This is a genomic window from Bradyrhizobium sp. WBOS07, assembly GCF_024585165.1.
Lineage (GTDB): Bacteria > Pseudomonadota > Alphaproteobacteria > Rhizobiales > Xanthobacteraceae > Bradyrhizobium > Bradyrhizobium japonicum_B.
Genome location: NZ_CP029008.1, coordinates 1,508,660 through 1,528,694 on the forward strand (window position 1 = coordinate 1,508,660; position 20,035 = coordinate 1,528,694).

The following is a 20,035-nucleotide window of genomic DNA, read 5'->3' on the forward strand; positions in this document are numbered from 1 at the left end:
GAGCTGTCACTCCGATCTTCGTCAAACGCAATCCTGTGGTTATGGGTCCCCGGGCTCGCGCTTTGCGCGCCCCGGGACGACGGCTGTGTTTGCGGTGCAGATTGCACATCGGCACGCGCACGCTACGATGGCTCCCAATCAATAATGATCGGGAGACACGCCATGAGCTCACTCGCCGGCAAGCAGGGTCCGCGCTATCGCCACACGGCCGAGGATGGCGCGCCTTACGAGACCATCGCGGTCGAAAAGCTCACGCCCATCATCGGCGCGGAAGTCTCGGGCGTGGACATTGGCAAGCTCGTCTCGGACGAAGCGCCGTCCAACCGGCAGATGGACGAGATCCACCGCGCGCTGGCCGAAAATCTCGTCATCTTCTTCCGCGACCAGCACATTACCCCGCAGCAGCATCTCGCCTTCGGCCGCAAGTTCGGCGAGCTGCATTTTCATCCCGCCGCGCCGCATGAGGACGAAGACCCGGCCCTGATGAAGATCTACGCCGACAAGAACTCGCCGCGGGCCAACGGCGAGGGCTGGCACTCCGACGTGTCCTGCGATCTCGAGCCGCCGATGGGCTCGATCCTCTACATCAAGCAATGCCCGCCCCGCGGCGGCGACACGCTGTTCGCCAACATGTACGCCGCCTATGAGGCTTTGTCGGACCGTATGAAGGCCTATCTCGACGGCCTCACCGCGCTCCACGACGGCGAGCCGATCTATCGCGGGCTCTATGCCAATTACGGCGTTGCCGACCGGCCCTCCTATCCACATGCCGAGCATCCCGTGGTGCGCACGCATCCGGTCACCGGCAAGAAGGCGCTTTACGTCAACCGCGGCTTCACCCGCCACATCAACGGCATCCCCCGCGACGAGAGCGATGCGATGCTGGCTTATCTGTACCAGCATGCCGAGAACCCGCTGTTCCAGTGCCGCTTCCGCTGGACCGAGAACGCGATCGCGTTCTGGGACAACCGCTGCACCCAGCACCGCGCGATGTGGGACTACTGGCCGCACACCCGCTCCGGCACGCGCGTCACAGTGAAGGGCGAGCGGCCGGTTTGATCGCTCTTCGTGGCACGAGCGCTATCTTGCGTTGACCCACCCCGATTCCCGCGCCAATCTTCCCGAAGCCAAATCGCGGGCTTCGTTGGCCGCCCGCGGATCGCAGCGGCGGAGCAGGGCTTGGGGCAATCGCGCAGGATCATCGCTGGGCTGGTCGCGTCGATCCTGCTGTCGCCGCTCGCCCTTGTCGACGCCAGCGAGGCTGCTGCCGCGCGAAAGATAGCCAGACCCAAGCCCAAGCAACCGCAATCACCGGCCAGATGCGAGATGCCGAGATTCAGGATCGTCGTGGATGTCGGGCACACGCCGGACTCTTACGGCGCGCTCAGCGCGCGCAACGATCCGGAGTTCGGCTTCAACTTCCGTCTCGCCAGGTTGATCACAGCGAAGCTCCAGTCTGAAGGCTTCGCGGCAACCCGCCTGCTCGTCACGGACGGCAAGGCGCGGCCGAGCCTGTTCAAGCGGGTCAGTGCCGCGAATGACGGCCGGGCCGATCTGTTCCTGTCGGTCCATCACGACTCGGTGCCGGACAAGCTGCTCGAGACCTGGGAGTTCGACGGCGCAAAGAGCTACTTCAGCGACCGCTTTTCGGGCCACTCGCTGTTCGTGTCGCGGCAGAATCCGCACTTCGCGACCAGCCTGATGCTGGCCCGGATGATCGGCGGGCAGCTGAAGGAGCAGGGCCTGGACTATGCCAGCCAGTACACATTGCCGGTGATGGGCCGCTACCGCCGCCAGTTGCTCGACAAGGATGTCGGTGTCTACCGCTATGACGGGCTCGTCGTGCTGTCGCGGACGCGAAGCGCCGCGGTGCTGCTGGAGGCCGGCTCGATCATCAACCGCGACGAGGAAATGGAGCTGAATTCGCCGGAGCGGCACGAGGCCGTCGCGGGAGCCGTGGCGGCCGCGATGAGGCAGTTCTGCGAGAGGCGGCAGATTGCTTCGCCGCGCTCGGAATGACGAAAAGTTACAGCGGCCCGCCCCGATATTCCCGGTTCGCCAGGCTTGCCTCCTCCAGATCCAGGTCGCGCTCGATCCGCCGCCGCGTTTCGTCGGTGATCTGGCCGTCGCGCAGCAGGTTGTGAATGAATTTGCGTTCGGCGGCGATCAAGTCGCGGGTCAGTGCGGTGCCGGCGGCGGACACGTCGTGGTGGCCGGGATCGAGTGAATCCGGCAGCTGGTTGACGCGGATCTCGTGACGTGCACGCAGCAGCCGCATCACCTCTTCGGAGACTTCCTGTCCCGCTGTCATGGCCTCGAGCGATTTCAATGCGGCATCGAGGGCCTGGCGGCGGGCGGCGATCTCGGCCTCGTGCTCGGCGACATGCTCGTTGCGGCCGGCCTGCGCGACACCGAGCCAGCGCACCATCGGCGGCAGCGTGAGGCCGATGCCGATCAGCGTGACGAAGATGACGCCGAAGGCGACGAACAGGATCAGGTCGCGATACGGAAAGGCCTCGCCGTTCGGCAACGTGAACGGCAGCGCCAGCGCGGCCGCGAGCGAGACCGCGCCGCGCACGCCGGTGAAGGCGAGCACGAACGGCCATTGCCATGGTGGCGATGGATCGCGCTGGCGCAGCGACTTGCTGAGCATCCGCGGCAGATAGGTTGCCGGATAGAGCCAGGCGAAGCGCGCGATCACGACGATCATCAGGACCAATGCGGTTGCGATCAGGATGTCGTCGAGCGGAAATGACTTCGATTTCTCGTAGAGCGCTCGCATCTGGAAGCCGGTGAGCAGGAACAGCACGCCTTCGATCAGGTAGATCACGAGGTCCCAGAAGAAGATGCCTTGCAGCCGCGTCGCGGACGAGATCAGCAGCGGGCCGTTCCAGCTTACATAGAGCCCGCAGGCGACGGTTGCGATCACGCCGGAGCCGCCGATATGCTCGGGCAGCCAGTAGGAGACGTAGGGCGTGATCAAGGAAAGCGTCAGCTCGACCTGCGGATCGCCCGACCATTTGCGGAAGCGAAGGGAGAGCCAGCCGACGCCGATGCCGAAGGCGATCTCGCTGGCGACGATGAGGAGGAATTCGCCGGCGGCAAGCGGCAGCGAGAAATGCCCGACCATGATTGCTGCCAGCGCAAAGCGGTAGAGGATCAGCGCGGTGGCGTCGTTGGCGAGCCCTTCACCCTCGAGGATGACCAGGAGCCGCCGCGGCATGTTGAGCCGGCGCGCGATCGCGAGCGGCGCCACCACGTCGGGCGGTGCGACGATGGCGCCGAGCAGGAAGCCGATGGTCCAGGGCAGGCCGATCAAGTAGTGCGTCGCGGCGGCCACCATCGCCGCGGTGAAGACCACGGCGCCGACCGCGAGCAGCACGATGGGGCGCAGATTCTTCCTGAACTCGCGCCAGCTCATGGCGACGCTCGCCGAGTAGATCAGCGGCGGCAGCACCATCAGCAGCACCAGTTCCGGCGGCAATTCCACCTGGGGCATGCCAGGCACGAAGGCGAGGCCGACGCCTGCCAGCATCAGCAGGATGGCGGGCGCGATGTTGAAGCGGCGTGCGGCCAACGCCACGCCTGCCAATACGGCAAGCAGGATGAGGAAAATCTGAAACTTCGCTTCCATGACAATCTGTCTTGACCCGGAAGCGATCGCTGCGTCAATGCGCGGCTTACGCCAGCCGCTCAGCCACCATCCGACCGATCCGCGCGAACACGGCCTCGATCTGCGCCGCATTCGGCGCGCCGCCCTGGACGTAGGCCGTGATGAGGATCGGCGTGTCGGGTTTGGGCCAGACGACCGCGATGTCGCCCGCAGCGTCCTTGCCGTTGTTGCCGGTCTTGTCGCCAATGGTCCAGCTTGCGGGCAGGCCGCCGCGCAGCCGGTTCGCGCCGGTCTTGCAGTTCACCATCCACTCCGTGAGCAGGGCACGCGAGGCCGGCGACAAGGCGTCGCCGACCACCAGGCGGCGCAAATTGCCCGCCATCGCCGCTGGCGTCGTGGTATCCTGGGAATTGCCGGGAAGCGAGCGGTTGAGCTCTGGCTCGTTATGATCGAGCCGCGAGGTGCTATCGCCAATCGACCGCCAGAATGCGGTGAGGGCAGCCGGCCCGCCGATCCGTGCCAGCAGCAGATTGGCGCAGGTATTGTCGCTGAGCTCGACGATCGCCTTGCACATGTCGGCGACCGACATCGTGCCGGCCGCGAGATTCTGCTTGGCGACCGGCGCATATTCCAGCAGGTCGGCCTTGCCGTAAGGGATCATGGCCGCGAGTTGCTCCTCGCCGCGATCGACCCGCGCCAGCACGCACGCGGCGAGCGAGGCCTTGAAGGTCGAGCACATGACGAAGCGCTCATCGGCGCGCCAGCTGAGCTTTGCGCCGGTCGCAAGGTTCTCCGCATGGAGCCCGACCCGCCCGCCGCTCTCGCGCTCGTAGGCTCCGAACTCGGGCGGCGCCTCCGCGGCAAGCGCGGGAGAGGCTGCCATCCAGCAGAGCGAGGCGAGCAGAGAACGGCGATCGAGCGGCATGGGAGACTCTCGGGTCAGCGGAGAGGGAAGAGATTGCGCACGCTTCATCCGCGTCGTCATTGCGAGCGCAGCGAAGCAAAGCAATCCAGAATCTATCCGCGGAGGATTCTGGATTGCTTCGTCGCATCTGCGCAAAATTGCCACGCAATTTTGTCGCCGAGCTCCTCGCAATGACGTGTGGCGAGAGTTGGGCTCGTACGGATGAACAGTGGAGGCGGGTGCCTCGCAAGTTAGGCGGGGGAAGACTCCCTCACTCCCTCAGGTCATAGCGATACGATTTCGACACGATCTGCCAGCCGTCGGCGAGCTTCATCGCCACCAAATAATCGGTGAAGTAGCGCGGCGGCAATTGGCACCGGACCTTGATGAAGGCAGTCTTCTCGTCCGAACGGTCGATGGTGACGATGAAATCCTCGCGCGGCTTGCCCTCGGCCTTGGCGGAGGGGCGCTTGCGCACGCGATCGAGCCAGTCGGGCACAGTCAGCACCTGCAGCTCGCCCTTCTCGACCCAGCGCAAATCAGCCGAGGGATGGAAGATGGCGCCGAGCTTTTCGGCGTCGCCCTCGTAAAGGCCGTCAAAATAGGATTGCACGACGGCTTCGACGCTCGAACGGTTCTGGCTCATGGATCACCCTTTTGCATGATGGCTTGCGGCGAACTTAGTCGTAGACATCAAAATGCGCTATGGGTGTGTCAGCCATTTGCGCCAAGGCTTGCCATGACCGGATCAAAAAATTCGAACGCGCGTATCTTGATCGGCGAATGCTACTGCCGCACCGTCCGCTTCGAGGTGGCCGACGCGTTCTCCTATGCGATGAACTGCCACTGTTCCAATTGCCGCCGCACCACCGGCTCGGCCTTTAAGCCGTTCGCCGGCATCCCGCAGGACGAGCTCCGCATCGTCAGGGGTGACGACCAGCGCCTCATTTTCGGCGACGCCACCGCCCATGACGCCCATTGTCAGCGATGCGGCTCGCTGCTTTACTCCCGGGTGCGCGACGGACAATGGGTTCACGTCGCCATGGGAGCCCTGGTCGATGCCCCTTCGATCCAGCCTAGCGCCCATATTTTCGTAGGCTCGAAGGCGCCCTGGCACGAAATTACGGACAATCTGCCGCAATATCGGGGGCATATCGGCGACGGCTGAGGGAACTCGGCCGGAACGCCGGCCTGGCAGCGAACCCCGGCCGGTCTGGCGCGACAAACATTGGGGGGCTTTCGGGCAGTTGGTCGGTGCGGTCTTCGTGACCTCCATCACAAGCATCGCCACCACATCCTGCTAAAGCGGTCCCAAAGGGGGCTCGAGACGCCCCGAACTTCGGAAGTCGTGTCATGCGCAATCTGCTCAGACTCTGCCCGCTTCTCCTCGCCGCCGCGCTGCTATTCGGCGCGGATCCCGCGTTCGCCGGAAAGCGCGTCGCGCTGGTGCTCGCCAATTCGGCGTATCAGCACGCGCCGTCGCTCACCAACCCCGTCAATGACGGTGCGGTGATAGCCAAGACGTTGAAGGAGGCCGGTTTCGATATCGTCGATTCCCGGCACGATTTGTCCGCACAGGAGACCCGGCGCGTGCTGCGCGATTTTGCCGACGCGACCCGCACGGCCGACATCGCCGTGGTCTACTATGCCGGCCACGGCATCGAGGTCGAGGGCTCGAATTATCTGATCCCGGTCGACGCCAAGCTCGAGCGCGACACCGACGTCTATGACGAGGCGCTCTCGCTCGACCGCGTTCTCGTCGCCGTCGAGCCCGCCAAGCAGCTCCGCCTGGTGATCCTGGACGCCTGCCGCGACAATCCGTTCGCCAAGAGGATGAAGCGCACGATTGCCTCGCGCGCCATGGGTCGAGGCCTCGCACAAGTCGAGCCGACCAGCCCCAACACGCTGATCGCCTATTCGGCGAAGGCCGGCTTCACCGCCCAGGACGGCGACGGCGCCAATAGCCCCTTTACGGTGGCGCTGTCGAAATATCTGACGACGCCGGGTCTCGATGTCCGCCGCGCGTTCGGTTTCGTGCGCGACGAGGTGCTCAAGTCGACCGCCAACAAGCAGGAGCCGTTCGTCTACGGCTCGCTCGGCGGCGAGGACGTGCCGCTGGTTCCGGTCAAGGTGGTGGCCGCCGCGCCCGTCGCGCCGGTGGCGAACCCGCAGGCCGATATCCGCCGCGACTATGAGCTCGCGCTGCAGGTTGGCAACAAGGCGGCATGGGACGCCTTCCTCGCCCAGCACCCCGATGGCTTCTATGCAAATCTCGCCAAGCTCCAGGTCGAAAAGCTCGGTGCCGAGCAGGCCCACGCAGCGGCCCTCGCGAAGGCGAAGCAGGCCGAGGCCGAGCGCGATCGCCTCGCGGCCCTCGGCGCCCAGAAGGACGCGCAGGCCAGAGCCGCGGCCGACGCCAAAGCCGCCGAGCAGGCCCAGCTTGCCGCGCAGAAGGCGAAGGAGCAGGCGCAGCAGCAGGCGGCCGCCGCCGAGCAGCAGCGCGTCAACCTCGCCGCCGCGGCCCCGAGCGCCGCGCCGGCCAGCACGGCGAGCCCGGCCGGCACCAATGTCGCCTCGCTGACGCCGCCGACCGCGCCGGCCGATCTCAACCGGTCGGTGCAGACCGAGCTCGGCCGCGTCGGCTGCTTCTCGGGCTCGGCCGACGGCAACTGGAATACGTCCTCGCAGCGCTCGCTGTCGCAGTTCAATCGCTATGCCGGCACCAAGCTCGACGTGAAGGTCGCGAGCACCGACGCGCTCGATGCGGTCAAGGCCAAGCCGGCGCGGGTCTGTCCGCTGGTTTGCGAGCACGGCTTCAAGGCCGACGGCGACAAATGCACGAAGATCGTCTGCCGCGAGGGCTATGCGGTCAACGACGACAATGAGTGCGAGAAGCAGCGCGCCGCAAAGCCGGCCAAGCCGGCGACGGCGAAGCGCGACGTCGGTGACGAGCGTCCCGCCCGGCAGCGTCGTCAGGCCGGCGGTGCTGCCGCTGGCACGGCGGGCGGCTATGGTGCCGCGGCCGGCATGACTGCGGCGGCTGGTGCCAGCCGTCCGTCCGGCGGCGGGCAGATATTCTGCAACAGCCTCGGTTGCCGTCCCGTCAACCGCGGCTGCCATCTCGAATATCGCGGCGGCGGCGGCCCCCACGTCGACGCCAATGTCGAGGTGTGTCGCTGAGGGGCACGCGTGGTCAAGAGCGTCGTCCGGCAAGGCTCGGACGATGTCAGGTCGAGATCGCGCTCGCTGCGATGTTCACCGTCAGGGCCAGCAAGGCCGTGTTGTAGATGAACGACACGATCCCGTGCGCGGTGGCCGTGCGGCGGATCGTCTTGTCGGTGATGCCGACGTCGGAGACCTGCGCGGTCATGCCGATCACAAACGAGAAATAGACGAAGTCCCAATAGTCGGCGTGGTCTTCCTTGTCGCCGCTTGGGAATTGCAGGCCGCCCGGCGTGGTGCTGCGGTAATAATCATGCGCGTAATGCAGCGCGAAGGTCGTGTGCACGGCGGCCCACGACAAAGCGATGGTGGTGATGGCGATACTCAACTCCAGCACGCCGCGATGGGGCGTGCCGAGTTCGGAGACGATTGCCGCGATGCTGGCGAAGGCGCCGATCGCCGTCACCAGCAGGATCACGAAGCGGCCGTCGTCCTGCATCGCGGCGGCGCGGCGGATGTGGTGGTGGTCGTTGCACAGCATCATCGCATAGACCAGCACGAGATAGACCGCGATCAGCGCGTCCCAGCCGAACAGGAGCCGCGTCACCAGCCGGTACGAGCCCGGCAGCAGCAGGCCGACCAGGATGCCGGCCCCGACCGCGATGAAGGTCCGCGGCCGCGCATAGATCAGCCGCACCGGCCGCGACATCTTGCGGAAGCGGGCGAGGGCGGGGTCTTCCTTGCCGTTGGCCATGATGGCTTCTGCCCTCTCGCTCAACTCTCGTTGTCGCCACAGTGGCGGTGCGCTCCCTCCCTCGCTTGCGGGGGAGGGCGGGGGAGAGGGTGTCTCCACAACCGAGAACCCCCAAGAAGAGGGAGCCCTCACCCGGCGCTTCGCGCCGACCTCTCCCGCAAGCGGGAGAGGTGAAGGAGCCCGGCGTTGCTAGTTCTTCCGCTCGGCGACGAAGCGTGCCGCCGCCTGCAGCACGGCGGCGCGGTCGCCGAAGATCGAGACGGCACTGTCGGCCCGCGCGAGCAGTTCGCGCACGCGCTGCTTGGCGCCTTCGATGCCGAGCTGGGTGACGAACGTGGTCTTGCCGAGCGCGGCGTCGGCGCCCGCCGGCTTGCCGAGCGCTGCCGCATCGCCCTCGACGTCGAGCAGATCGTCCGCGATCTGGAAGGCTTCGCCGAGCGCGCGGCCGTAATCGTCGAGCGCCTGATATTCCTTCTGCGAGGCCTGGCCGAGGATCGCGCCCGCGATGCAGCCGTAGCGCAGCAGGGCGCCGGTCTTCATTTGCTGGATACGTGCGACATCGATCGGCTCGTTGCCGCCGAAGCGGCCCTCGCCGGCGAGATCGAGGATCTGGCCGCCGACCATGCCGCCGATGCCGGCGCAGCGCGCCAGCGCGCGCGTCAGCAGCAGGCGCACGTTGGCGTCGCGATGGATCTCGTCGCGGGTGACGATGTCGAAGGCGAGCGTCAGGAGACCGTCGCCGGCGAGGATCGCGGTGGCGTCATCGGTCTTCTTGTGCAGCGTGGGGCGGCCGCGGCGCAGGTCCGAATTGTCCATGGCCGGCAGGTCGTCATGGATCAGCGAATAGCAGTGGATGCATTCGAGCGCCGCGCCCACGAGCAGGGCCGCTTCGCGTGGTACGCCGAATATTGCTGCGCTCTCGACCACCAGGAACGGCCGCAAACGCTTGCCGCCGTTCAGGCTCGAATAGCGCATTGCGTCCATCAGTCGCTTGGGCCGGGCGATCTCATCGTGCAGGATATCGTCCGACAGCAGGCGCCCGAGCAGGGCCTCGGTATCATCAGCGGTCTTGTCCAGACGTTTGGCGAAATCGGACGGGGACGTGCCGGTCATCAAGGAGGGCTCCAGAACTAAAATTCGGCGGGACAATCCTTTATGCGCCCGCCTCAGTCAATCGTTTGGAAGGCCTAAAAAGTGCTGGAAAAGGCCCGAATTATCACAGACTTAATGCTCCAGCCCGTGGCCGTGGTTCAGCTTGCGCCGGAAAGGTCGATTTGCGCGTCGTCAAAATCCTTCTTCTGGTGCTCGCGGTTGCGCTGCTCGCGCCCTATGTGATCGCGCCATTCTACCGCACCGGCCATCCCGTCTCGACGCTGATGGCCTGGCGCTCGCTTCGCGGCGCGCCGATGCAGCGGGAATGGATCGATCTGGCCGCGATGTCGCCCTATCTGCCGCGCGCAGTGGTGGCAGCCGAGGACGCGCATTTCTGCAAGCATCACGGGATCGATTGGGGCGCGTTGCGCGAGGCGATCGATGATGCGCAGGAGGACGGTACGCCGTTCCGGGGCGCCTCCACCATCACCCAGCAGGTCGCAAAAAACCTGTTCCTCTGGCAGGGGCGGGATTTCGTCCGCAAGGCACTGGAATTCCCGCTGGCCCTTTGGATCGACCTCGTCCTGCCCAAGCCGCGGATCCTGGAAATTTACCTCAACATCGCCGAGCTCGGTCCGCAGGGCCAGTTTGGCGTCGAGGCTGGCAGCGCCCATGCCTTCGGCAAGTCGTCGGAGGACCTTTCACCCCGGGAGGCGGCGCTTCTGGCCTCGATCCTGCCGAATCCAGTGAAACGCAGCGCCAAAACCCCGGGCCCTGGCGTCCGGCGGCTGGCTGCCACCTATATGGCGCGGGGGCAGGCGAGTTCGCTCGCGACCTGCTGGCGCGAAAATCGCTGATTTTGAGCTCGTTCCGGGCGTATTTTCCGGCCCAAGAGCCTAGCTTTACGGCCAGCCTTCCTCTATAAGCCCGGCCTTGATCGGCATTCAGCTCGCCTCGTATTGCGGGTGCTGAGCCGTCCCCTCCGGACGATGCCCTGATGACACCAATCCCTAGAGGATATTGAAATGGCCGTTCCGAGAAGAAAAACCTCGCCGTCGCGCCGTGGCATGCGCCGCTCGGCAGACGCCATCAAGAAGCCGACCTATGTGGAAGACAAGGACTCCGGCGAGCTCCGTCGTCCGCACCACCTCGACCTCAAGACCGGTATGTACAAGGGCCGGCAGGTCCTGAAGAAGAAAGAGTCCTGAGGTCAGGATCCTTCTTCGGGCAGGATGATCTGGCTTGCCTGGTTTCGGCCCATTCACGAGATAGACGGTGACGGCGGCGGAGCGAATGCTTCGCCGCTGCATTGTTCTGTCCGGATATCATGATCGAGAGGCATTTTGCCGATGGTCGGTTTCCCGCTGCTTCTGATTCCGCTCGCGGTCTACAACATCATCGCCTTCCTGATGCCGACCGTGTCCTTCACGGACGTGCTGTTCAGGGTGCCGATGGTCACGGGCGAGACCTGGCCGGTCACGCTTGCCGATCTCCTGCTCGCGCTCGGCGTGGTTCTGCTGCTGCTGGAGGTGGTCAAGGGTGCGCGGCCCGGATCGAAATTCCTGATGGACCATCTGCTGTCGCTGATCGTCTTCGGCGCGGCGGCAGCCGAATTCGTGATGTGGCCCAAATTCGGCAACTCCACCTTTTTCCTGCTGGTGCTGCTGGCGATGGCGGACTTCTTCGCTGGCATTGCCCAGCGCACGCGCCGCCGTGTCACCTATGTCGCCGAGACCACGGTGCCGGCGCCGCGCAAGGCCAAGCGCCAGGCCGACGCGCCGGCGGAGGATGTGGCGTCCGAGCGCAAGTTCGAGCCGGTGATTGCATCGCAGCCGGCACCGGTCGAGCCTCCCGCAGCGTCGGCGCAATCCGTCGCCGAATCCGTGCTGATGGATCATCCTGCGCCCAAGCCCGTGCAGGGCGCGTCTTCGCCGGAAATTGCCTCGCCGCAGCTTCAGCCGGGCAACGGCACGCCGCCGTCCTCCGACACGCCGCCGCGCTGACCAGCCTTTAGGCCACCTGACGTGTCCGTGCGCTGACGCTTTGCAGCGGGCGTTTGCTGCTATAGGCCATCTGCGCGTCTTCAGAAGAAGCACGGCGGAACCGGCTCGTTTGGGGCAGCTGCTCGGCATTGGCGATGAGCTGGGCGACGAAGCTCGGATCGGGACGTGGCAGCGGCGCCTTGCGGACCCAGCGCAAGGTCGGCATCAGCGGCACGAGGGCCGTGCCGGCTTGCCGCTCCGTCTCTTCCAATCCGTCCGCGTTCACCATCGCAACACCGTTCATCTGCTCGAACTGGCGCGTTTTGGGACATTGGCGCCGGGGCATGTGATGGTCTCGCAAGGCCTATGCCGGTCGAGCTTAATTGGTTCCTGGGTGCTTTGGGAACGTGGTTTCCAAATTGTTTATGAACTTTGCCTAGGGTCAGAGGCGAATCTGGCTCTATCCTGTGCCGGCTCAGGACTCCCCGCTGTCCCGAAACGAGGCGATTTTGACCCCTGCATTGCCGCAAGCCTCCGACATTCTGGCCGCGCTCGGTCAGGCCGTGTTCGCCTGGGACATCGCCAGCGATGCCATGGTCTGGGGTGACCAGGTCGCCAGCGTTTTTCCCGGCATTCCTGCCGAGCGGCTGGCGACCGGCGCCGAATTCGCCAAGCTGATCGAGCCCGGGCCGGCGCTGCGGACCGCCGCGCTGGCGCAGACGTCCGCCGTGCATGGCGCGGACGGCACGCCCTACCGCATCGAGTACGGCGTCCGCATGAGCGCCGCCGATCCCGTGATCTGGATCGAGGAGACCGGTCGCTGGTTCGCCGGCCCCGACGGCCGCCCCACGCGCGCGATCGGCTCGGTCCGCATCAACAACGAGCGTCATGCCCGCGACGAGGAGCTGACGAAGCTGGCTCGGCTCGATCCGCTGACCGGCGAGCTCAACCGAGTGCATCTGATCGCGGCACTGGCCGAGGCGATCGAGGAGACGACTCGCTTCCGCTCCACCGCCGCCTTCATGCTGGTCGGCATCGATCACCTCGCCCGCGTCAACGACGCTTTCGGGTTCGACGTTGCCGACGCCGTGATCCTCGACGTCGCCAGGCGCATCCGCGCACGGCTGCGTGGCGGCGACGTGCTCGGCCGTTTTTCCGGCAACAAGTTCGGCCTGATCCTGAAAAACTGCACTGTCGACGACATGAATGTCGCCGCCGAGCGATTCCTCGCCGGCATCCGCGACGAGGTGGTGCCGACCAAATCCGGTCCGGTCTCGGTCACCGCCTCGATCGGCGCGGTTAGCCTGCCGCGCTATGCCCGCAACACCGACGAGGCCGTCAACCGCGCCCACGAGACGCTGGACGCCGCCAAGCGCCGCCGCGCCGGCTCGTTCGCCGCGTGGCGTCCGGACGCCGCGCGCGACGCGCAGCGCCGCGTCAATATCCGCGTGACCGACGAGATCGTCACCGCGCTGAACGAGCGCCGCATCAGGCTCGCCTATGAGCCGGTGGTGTCCGCCGCTTCGCGCGAGCGCGCGTTCCACGAATGCCTGGTGCGCATGGACCAGGGCGACGGCCATGTGCTGCTCGCGCCCGACATCGTGCCGGTCGCCGAACGGCTCGGCCTGATCCGCCTGGTCGATCATCGCGTGCTCGAGCTCGTGGTCGCCGAGCTCGCCGCCGCGCCCGATGTCAGCCTCAGCCTCAACATCTCGCCGGATACGACGATGGACCCGGACTGGTGGGCGGGGATCGAGTCGCTGATGCTGTCCCATCCCGGCGTCGCCGAGCGGCTGATCGTCGAGATCACGGAGACGGTCGCGATCCAGGACATCGACGACGTCCGCGGCTTCGTCACGCGGCTGAAGAATTTCGGCAGCCGCATCGCCATCGACGATTTCGGCGCCGGCTACACCTCGTTTCGAAACCTGCGCAAGCTCGGCGTCGATATCGTAAAGATCGACGGCGCCTTCGTGCAGAACATCACCCATTCCGCCGACGACCGCGCCTTCGTGCAGACCCTGATCGACCTCGCCCGCCGCCTCGACATCAAGACCGTCGCCGAATGGGTGCAGGACGAGGAAGCCGCAGGCATGCTGCGCGACTGGGGCTGCGACTACATCCAGGGCCGCCTGATCGGGCTGGCCTCGGCTGAGCGGCCGTGGGGCGTTTCAACGGAGAGCGCGCTGCCTGCGGCGAGCTGAGATGTCGTAGGATGGGCAAAGGCGCATTTGCGCCGTGCCGACGCTCTTTTCAATACGGCAACAGACGCGTGGGCACGCTTCGCTTTGCCCTCTCTACGAAATCACGCCCCCTCGTCCAGGGCCACCAGTTCGCGCTTCTTGCGCAGCGACGGCAACAGCGGCGCGATCAGCAGCACCATTGCGAACGCAAGGCAGACGCCCGAGATCGGCCGCTGCACGAAGGTCCACAGGTCGCCCTGCGACAGGATCAGCGACTTGCGAAGATTGTTCTCCATCATCGGTCCGAGCACGAAGGCCAGCACCAGCGGTGCCGGCTCGTAGCCGAGCTTGCGCATGAAATAGCCGATGATCCCGAACGCGATCATCACATAGACGTCGAACACGTTGTTGCTGGAGCAGTAGACGCCGAGGATCGTGAACAGGATGATCAGCGGAAACAGGATGTTGTAGGGCAGCTTGAGCAGCTGCACCCACATGCCGATCATCGGCAGGTTCAGGATCAGCAGCATGACGTTGCCGATATACATGCTGGCGACGATGCCCCAGAACAGGCCGGGGTTTTGCGTGATCAGCAGCGGTCCCGGCTGCAGGCCGTGAATGACGAAGGCCCCGAGCAGCAGCGCCATCACCACGTTCGGCGGGATGCCGAGCGTCATCAGCGGAATGAAGGCGCCGCCCGCCGCGGCGTTGTTCGCCGCTTCCGGCCCCGCGACGCCTTCGATCGCTCCTTGGCCGAAACGCCCGGGCGTCTTCGACAGTCGCTTCTCCAGCGCGTAGGAGGCGAATGACGACACCACCGCGCCGCCGCCCGGCAGGATGCCGAGGAAAAAGCCGAGGATCGTGCCGCGGCCGATCGGACCCGCGCTCGCCTTCCAGTCCTCTTTGTTGGGCAGGAGATGAGTGATCTTGGTGCTGATGATGTCACGCTTGATGGCCTGCTCGGTGTTGAGGAGCACCTCCGCAACGCCGAACAGGCCCATCACGACGGGGACGAGGCCGATGCCGTCGATCAGCTCCATGCGGCCGAAGGTTAGCCGCGGCTGCGCGGTGATGCTGTCGAGCCCGACCAGCCCGAGCACGACGCCGGTGCACGCCATCAGCAGCGCCTTCGGCATCGATCCCTGCGTCAGGAAGGTGAGCACAACGAGGCCGAGCACCATCAGGCTGAAATACTCGGCCGGGCCGAAGGCGATGGCAATGCTGGCAAGCTTCGGTGCCACCAGCATCAAGGCGACCAGCGCAAACGTGCCGGCGGCGAAGGAGCCGAACGCGGCGATGCCGAGCGCCGGGCCCGCGCGGCCCTGTTTCGCCATCTGGTGGCCGTCGATGCAGGTGACGACGGAGGCTGCTTCGCCGGGGATGTTGACCAGGATCGAGGTGGTCGAGCCGCCATACATCGAGCCGTAATAGATGCCGGCCATCATGATGATGCCGGATTCGGGCGTGCCCGACAGCGTCACGGGCAGCAACAGCGACATCGCCGAGATCGGCCCGATGCCCGGCAGCACGCCGACCAGCGTGCCGATGAAGACGCCAATGAAACAATAGAGCAAATTGATCGGCAGCAGCGCGACGCCGAATCCGTGGGCGACGTTGAGAAGCGTATCCATGAGGTCAGCCGATCCCGAAAATGCCAGAGGGCAACTGGATCAGCAGCAGCCGCTTGAGCACCCACCACATGCCCATGGGCGCCAGCACGGCGACCGGAATCGCCAGTATCCAGCGCACGGGATCGATCAGCCGCAACAACAGCAGCATCAAGGGGATCGACGACAGCAGGAAGCCGAGCGGCTCCAGTGCAACGGAGAATGCCACCAAGCAGCCGATCAGCAGGAGCGGCTTGCTCCAGCGCGCGTTCTCCCAGCGCGAGGCCAGCGTCGGGCCGCCGTCGGTGACCGCGGAGACGATGATGGCGCCTGCGAACACGCACATCAGGATGCCGGTGTAGAACAGCACGTAGCCGGAGCCGGGATCGTTGATGGTGCCGAGCTTGAGCTTCATGCCCGACCAGATCACGAAGCCGCCGAGCGCGAGCCCGATCAGCCCGCCCCAGAGCTCGGAATTGTTAAGGCGGAGCTTGACGTTGGTTGGATTGTTCATCGATTCTCTCACGTGCCCCGGACGCAGCGCAGCGCGAAGCGGTGCGCTGCAGAGCCGGGGCCCATCGGTGCCGCCGAAGAAGATGGGTCCCGGCTCTGCGCAGCAGCGTTGCACGCTGCAGCGCGTCCGGGACACAAGCAGTCCGGCCCTACTTCTTCGCAAGCCCGAGCTTGTCGATCACCTTGCGCTCGGACTCGGTGACCTCGACCACGAACTTCTTGTAATCCTCGGTGTTCTTGTAGTTCGGCACCATGTCGTATTTGGCGAGCGTCGCGATCACCGCGGGGTCCTCGAGCGCCTTCTTGAAGGCATCGTGCAACTTGGCGACGATCTTGAGATCCATCCCCTTCGGCCCGGCGATGCCGAACGGGGAATCATAGACCATGGGGTAGCCGAGTTCCTTCAGTGTCGGCACATCAGGGTAATTCGGCGAGCGGGCGCCGGTCCACACCATCAGGAGTCGGAGCTTGCCGGCATCGACCAGCGGTCGCCATCCCGTGGAATCAGCCTGAAGCATGGTATGCTGACCGAGCACGGCGGCATTGGTCTCTGCACCTCCCTTGAACGGCACCTGCGTCAGCTTGATGCCGGCCATTCCCGCGATCTGCTCCATGCCGATATGCAGCGAGGTGCCGGCGCCCGGTGTGGCATAGGTGACCTTGCCCGGATTCGCCTTCGCGAACTCCACCACGTCCTTCCAGCTCTTGAACTGCGACTCTGCGCTGGTGGTCACACCGAAGGTGTAGCCGGTGAGATGGACGATGTAGCTGAAGTCCTTGGCCGGATCCCACGACACCTCCTGCATCAAGGGCAGGCGGAAGACCGTGATCGGGATCTGCGAGATGGTGTAGCCGTCCGGCTTCGCAGCCGCTGCCATGGTCGCGGGACCGACCGTGCCGCCGCCGCCGGCCTTGTTGTCGATCACGATCGGCTGCCCCAGCACCTTCGAGGCGCTGTCGGCGATTGCGCGCATCGAGATATCGGTCGATCCGCCGGCCGGCCACGGCACGATCAGCGTGATCGGTTTGGTCGGATAATCCTGCGCGCTAGCGCTGGTTGCGGCCAACGCACCCATGACGACATGCATAGCGGCAAATGCAGCCGCCCTCAGCCCATACCCCGACATCGGAACACCTCCCTCGCAGCGGCCCGTTCGGGCCGCAGTTTCTCATTGTTGCGACGGGATTGTCCTCGAATTCACGGGAGAAGAAAAGCGCATTGCGCGGTCGGCGGTGCACAGTCGGGGAGCCAATCATGCCGGAAACGGGGCGTGCGACAATCCGTCGTTCTGGCGCTTGCCGAGACACGGAATTTGCGCCGTCGGCGGACGGCGCGCGGCTCAGGCGACCTTTCGGACCGTGTTCAGCGTCTCGATGGTGCGGCCGACCTCCGATGCGAGGCACGGCTTGCCGAAATAATAGCCCTGCACCGCGGTGCAGCCGCATTCGCGGACGAAATCGAGCTGCTCCTCGGTCTCCACACCCTCGGCCGTCGTCTCGACGCCGAGCACGGAGCCGAGGCTTGCGATGGTGCGGACGATGGCAACACTCTCCGGGCTCTCGCCGAGCGTGCCGACGAAGGAGCGGTCGATCTTGATGCGGTCGAACGGAAACTTGCGTAAGTAGCTCAGCGAGGAATAGCCGACGCCGAAATCGTCGAGGCTGACGCGCACTCCCAGCGCCCGAAGCTGGTGCAGGATCTCGATCGTCGCTTCGCTATCGTCGAGCAGGGCCGTTTCGGTGACTTCGAGCTCGAGCCGCTGCGGCGGCAGGCCGGCTTCAGCGAGCGCGCTCGTGACCATTGCCACCAATCCGCGCGAGCGAAACTGCACCGGCGACAGGTTCACCGCGACGCTGACGTCGGGCCAGGACGCGGCAGTCGCACAGGCGCTGCGCAGCACCCATTCGCCGATCGGAACGATCAGCCCGTTCTCTTCCGCGATCGGAATGAATTCGGCCGGCGAGACCAGACCGCGCGAGGGATGTTTCCAGCGCAGCAGTGCCTCGAAGCCGGTGAGCTCCGACGAATCGAGCCGCATCTGCGGCTGGAACACCAGGTGGAATTCGCGGGCCTCCAGCGCACCGCGCAGATCCTGCTCCAGCGCGTGACGGCTGCGTGCCTCCTCTTCCATCTCGGGCTCGAACAGCTGATAGGCGCCGCGCCCCTTGGCCTTGGCCTGGTAGAGCGCGAGGTCGGCGCACTTCATCAGCTCGTCCGCATCGAGCCCGTGGTCGGGCGCGATCGCGATGCCGACGGAGGCGCCGACATGGATCGACTGGTTCTCCAGCGGCGGCGGGCGGCCGATGACCTCGACCAGGCGTCTGGCGAGCTTCTCCGCCGATTGCGGCTGCGGTCCGCGCTGCAGGACGGCGAATTCGTCGCCGCCGAGACGTGCGACGGTGTCGTGCTCGCCGACATTCTCCTTGAGGCGCGCCGCGACCCAGCGCAGCAGGCGGTCGCCCGCGGCGTGGCCGAGGCGGTCGTTAACGGTCTTGAAATTGTCGAGGTCGAAGCACAGCACCGCCATCGCGCCGCCGGCGATCGCGACCTGGTTCAGCCCCTCGCTCATCTTCTCGCGGAACAGCAGGCGATTGGGCAGGTCGGTGAGGGAATCGTGCCGCGCCATGTGCGCCACGCGGGCCTGGGCCTTGTGACGCTCGGTGACGTCCTCATAGGTGACGACCCAGCCGCCTTGCTCCATGCGCTTGTGGTTGAGCTTGATGATGCGGCCGTCGTTCAAATGCCGGTGCAGCGTGTGCTCGCCTTCGCGCAGCCGTTCGACGTAATCGGCATAAAGCCTGGCTCCCGTCATGTCAGGATGGAGGCCCAGCTCGCAGCTGTGTTCCATGATCTCGCGCATCGAGACGCCCGGCTTCACGACGTCAGGCGACAGGCCGAACATCTCGATATAGCGGCGATTGCAGACGATCACGCGCAGGTTCGCATCGAGCATGCACAGGCCCTGGCTCATGTTGTTGAGCGCCGCGTCGAAGCGGCGGTACTGCTCGCTCAGCTCCCCGATCGCATGTTCCCGCTCGGTGATATCCTCATAGGTGGCGACGAACCCGCCCTCGGCCAGGGCGCAATAGCGTACCGAGACCACGGTGTCGTTCGACATGCGCCGACGCATCGGCGAGGAATCGCGGCTCGCGATCCGCGTGCGGGCGTCTTCCAGGATCTGCTGGGGGCTGTACTCGGACGAGAACGCGCCGTTCGCCATCGAACGCTCGATCAGCTCGGCCAGATGCGTGCCGGGCCTGGTTTGCTCCGGCGATAATCGGTAGAGCTTGCGGTAGGTGGTGTTGCAGATCCGAAGCCGCATGTCGCTGTCGTAGAAAGCGAGCCCGTGCGCCATGTTCTCCAGCGCCGCATCGAGCATGACGTTCTGTTGCCGCAGTGTTTCCTCGTATTGCAGCCGCTCCGTGACGTCCTCGTGCACGGTCACCCAGCCACCGTCGGGCAGGAAGCGGGAGATCGTCTGCACCATGCGGCCGTCGTAACGCATCACGAGCAGCGATTTCGTCCGTCTGAGACGCACGTCCTCCAATCTGGAATCGTGGAAATCGTCGGCCGGCATGCCCGACAAATTGCCGCGCGACACCCAATGGTCGAGCACCGTACGATGGGAGACCCCCGGCTTCACGACCCCGGGATCGAGGTTGTAGAGGTTCAGGAAACGCTCGTTGCAGACGACGACGCGGCTGTCGGCGTCGTACATGATCAGGCCGTGCGACATGTTGGCGAGGGCGTGCTGGCTGCGCTCGGTCTGCACGCGCAATTCTGCTTCGAGCCGGGCGAGGCGGGTGACATCGTCGCAGATCGTCATCCAGCCGCCGCCGGGAAGCGGCTTCAACTCGAGCGACATGACGAAGCCGGTCGCGAGCCGCTGTTCGGTCCGGAACGGCTTTCCCGCCGCGATCCGTGCGATCCGCGCCGAGTAGAGCGTGTCGAGCTCGCTTGGCGGGAAGTTGCCGCGCTCGGCGCTGTGCGCGAGCACCTCGCGGTAGCTCGTACCCACCCGCACGACGTCGGCCGACATATCGAACAGGGAGAGGTAACGCTGGTTGACCAGCACGACGCGGTTGTCCGCGTCGTAGACGCAGACGCCCTGCTCCATGTGGTCGAGCGCAAGCTGGCTCAGCGCGACCAGGGCCTCCGGGCCCTGCTCGCGGCGTGCACCAAGCTCGTTGTCGCAGGTCGACGTCATGGGATTGGCGGGATCTC

General features: G+C 65.6%; 18 protein-coding genes. 8 read left to right on the forward strand and 10 right to left on the reverse strand.

Features of this window, described 5'->3' with window-relative positions; all coding sequences use genetic code 11:
• Positions 1–162: 162 nt before the first annotated feature.
• Both DCM79_RS07095 and DCM79_RS07100 read left to right on the forward strand, forming a co-directional pair.
• Entirely contained in the window at positions 163–1,059 is an 897-nt protein-coding gene (locus DCM79_RS07095) for a TauD/TfdA family dioxygenase (RefSeq protein ID WP_257179260.1), read from the forward strand.
• A 120-nt stretch (positions 1,060–1,179) separates the two neighbouring features.
• A complete protein-coding gene (locus DCM79_RS07100; RefSeq protein ID WP_257179261.1) occupies positions 1,180–2,019 on the forward strand; it encodes an N-acetylmuramoyl-L-alanine amidase in 840 nt (279 codons plus the stop codon).
• Positions 2,020–2,026: 7 nt separating this feature from the next.
• Here DCM79_RS07100 and DCM79_RS07105 read toward each other — a convergent pair whose 3' ends face one another.
• The 3 genes from DCM79_RS07105 to DCM79_RS07115 all read right to left on the reverse strand — a co-directional run bounded on the left by DCM79_RS07105 (position 2,027) and on the right by DCM79_RS07115 (position 5,163).
• Positions 2,027–3,634 carry a Na+/H+ antiporter gene (locus DCM79_RS07105; RefSeq protein ID WP_257179262.1) on the reverse strand — a complete coding sequence of 536 codons (1,608 nt, stop codon included), beginning with the start codon at positions 3,632–3,634 and terminating at the stop codon, positions 2,027–2,029.
• A gap of 46 nt (positions 3,635–3,680) precedes the next feature.
• Entirely contained in the window at positions 3,681–4,538 is an 858-nt protein-coding gene (bla, locus tag DCM79_RS07110) for a class A beta-lactamase (RefSeq protein WP_257179263.1), read from the reverse strand.
• Between the two features lie 250 nt (positions 4,539–4,788).
• Positions 4,789–5,163 carry a nuclear transport factor 2 family protein gene (locus tag DCM79_RS07115; protein ID WP_028133806.1) on the reverse strand — a complete coding sequence of 125 codons (375 nt, stop codon included), beginning with the start codon at positions 5,161–5,163 and terminating at the stop codon, positions 4,789–4,791.
• Positions 5,164–5,256: 93 nt separating this feature from the next.
• Between DCM79_RS07115 and DCM79_RS07120 the strand changes: the two genes are divergently transcribed.
• Together DCM79_RS07120 and DCM79_RS07125 are read left to right on the forward strand one after the other, a co-directional pair.
• Positions 5,257–5,685: a GFA family protein gene (locus DCM79_RS07120; protein ID WP_257179264.1), complete on the forward strand. Its 429-nt coding sequence runs from the start codon at positions 5,257–5,259 to the stop codon at positions 5,683–5,685.
• A 185-nt stretch (positions 5,686–5,870) separates the two neighbouring features.
• Positions 5,871–7,697, forward strand: coding sequence for a caspase family protein (locus DCM79_RS07125; protein WP_257179265.1), 1,827 nt, complete (start codon positions 5,871–5,873; stop codon positions 7,695–7,697).
• Positions 7,698–7,743: 46 nt separating this feature from the next.
• On the opposite strand, the gene DCM79_RS07130 is transcribed toward DCM79_RS07125, so the two are convergent.
• Both DCM79_RS07130 and DCM79_RS07135 read right to left on the reverse strand, forming a co-directional pair.
• Positions 7,744–8,433, reverse strand: coding sequence for a DUF1345 domain-containing protein (locus DCM79_RS07130; protein WP_257180712.1), 690 nt, complete (start codon positions 8,431–8,433; stop codon positions 7,744–7,746).
• Positions 8,434–8,622: 189 nt separating this feature from the next.
• A complete protein-coding gene (locus DCM79_RS07135; RefSeq protein WP_257179266.1) occupies positions 8,623–9,546 on the reverse strand; it encodes a polyprenyl synthetase family protein in 924 nt (307 codons plus the stop codon).
• 161 nt (positions 9,547–9,707) lie between these two features.
• Between DCM79_RS07135 and mtgA the strand changes: the two genes are divergently transcribed.
• The 3 genes from mtgA (at position 9,708) to DCM79_RS07150 (ending at position 11,528) form a co-directional block, all read left to right on the forward strand.
• Positions 9,708–10,382, forward strand: a complete 675-nt coding sequence (gene mtgA, locus DCM79_RS07140; RefSeq protein WP_257179267.1) for a monofunctional biosynthetic peptidoglycan transglycosylase — start codon at positions 9,708–9,710, stop codon at positions 10,380–10,382.
• A 168-nt stretch (positions 10,383–10,550) separates the two neighbouring features.
• Positions 10,551–10,733: a 50S ribosomal protein L32 gene (gene rpmF, locus DCM79_RS07145; RefSeq protein ID WP_007598106.1), complete on the forward strand. Its 183-nt coding sequence runs from the start codon at positions 10,551–10,553 to the stop codon at positions 10,731–10,733.
• Between the two features lie 141 nt (positions 10,734–10,874).
• A complete protein-coding gene (locus tag DCM79_RS07150) occupies positions 10,875–11,528 on the forward strand; it encodes a hypothetical protein (protein WP_028133812.1) in 654 nt (217 codons plus the stop codon).
• A 7-nt stretch (positions 11,529–11,535) separates the two neighbouring features.
• On the opposite strand, the gene DCM79_RS07155 is transcribed toward DCM79_RS07150, so the two are convergent.
• A complete protein-coding gene (locus DCM79_RS07155; RefSeq protein WP_257180713.1) occupies positions 11,536–11,796 on the reverse strand; it encodes a hypothetical protein in 261 nt (86 codons plus the stop codon).
• 220 nt (positions 11,797–12,016) lie between these two features.
• On the opposite strand from DCM79_RS07155, the gene DCM79_RS07160 reads away from it, so the two are divergent.
• Complete coding sequence (locus DCM79_RS07160; protein ID WP_257179269.1) at positions 12,017–13,711, forward strand: bifunctional diguanylate cyclase/phosphodiesterase; 1,695 nt, start codon at positions 12,017–12,019, stop codon at positions 13,709–13,711.
• Positions 13,712–13,812: 101 nt separating this feature from the next.
• Here DCM79_RS07160 and DCM79_RS07165 read toward each other — a convergent pair whose 3' ends face one another.
• The 4 genes from DCM79_RS07165 to DCM79_RS07180 all read right to left on the reverse strand — a co-directional run bounded on the left by DCM79_RS07165 (position 13,813) and on the right by DCM79_RS07180 (position 20,018).
• Positions 13,813–15,321 (reverse strand): tripartite tricarboxylate transporter permease, encoded by a 1,509-nt coding sequence (locus DCM79_RS07165; protein ID WP_257179270.1) that lies wholly within the window; start codon positions 15,319–15,321, stop codon positions 13,813–13,815.
• A 4-nt stretch (positions 15,322–15,325) separates the two neighbouring features.
• Positions 15,326–15,811, reverse strand: coding sequence for a tripartite tricarboxylate transporter TctB family protein (locus DCM79_RS07170; RefSeq protein WP_257179271.1), 486 nt, complete (start codon positions 15,809–15,811; stop codon positions 15,326–15,328).
• A 148-nt stretch (positions 15,812–15,959) separates the two neighbouring features.
• Positions 15,960–16,937, reverse strand: a complete 978-nt coding sequence (locus DCM79_RS07175) for a tripartite tricarboxylate transporter substrate binding protein (protein WP_257179272.1) — start codon at positions 16,935–16,937, stop codon at positions 15,960–15,962.
• Between the two features lie 213 nt (positions 16,938–17,150).
• The gene (locus DCM79_RS07180) at positions 17,151–20,018 is read right to left on the reverse strand and encodes a PAS-domain containing protein (RefSeq protein WP_257179273.1); all 2,868 of its coding nucleotides are present in this window, start codon (positions 20,016–20,018) and stop codon (positions 17,151–17,153) included.
• Between the last annotated feature and the right edge of the window lie 17 nt (positions 20,019–20,035).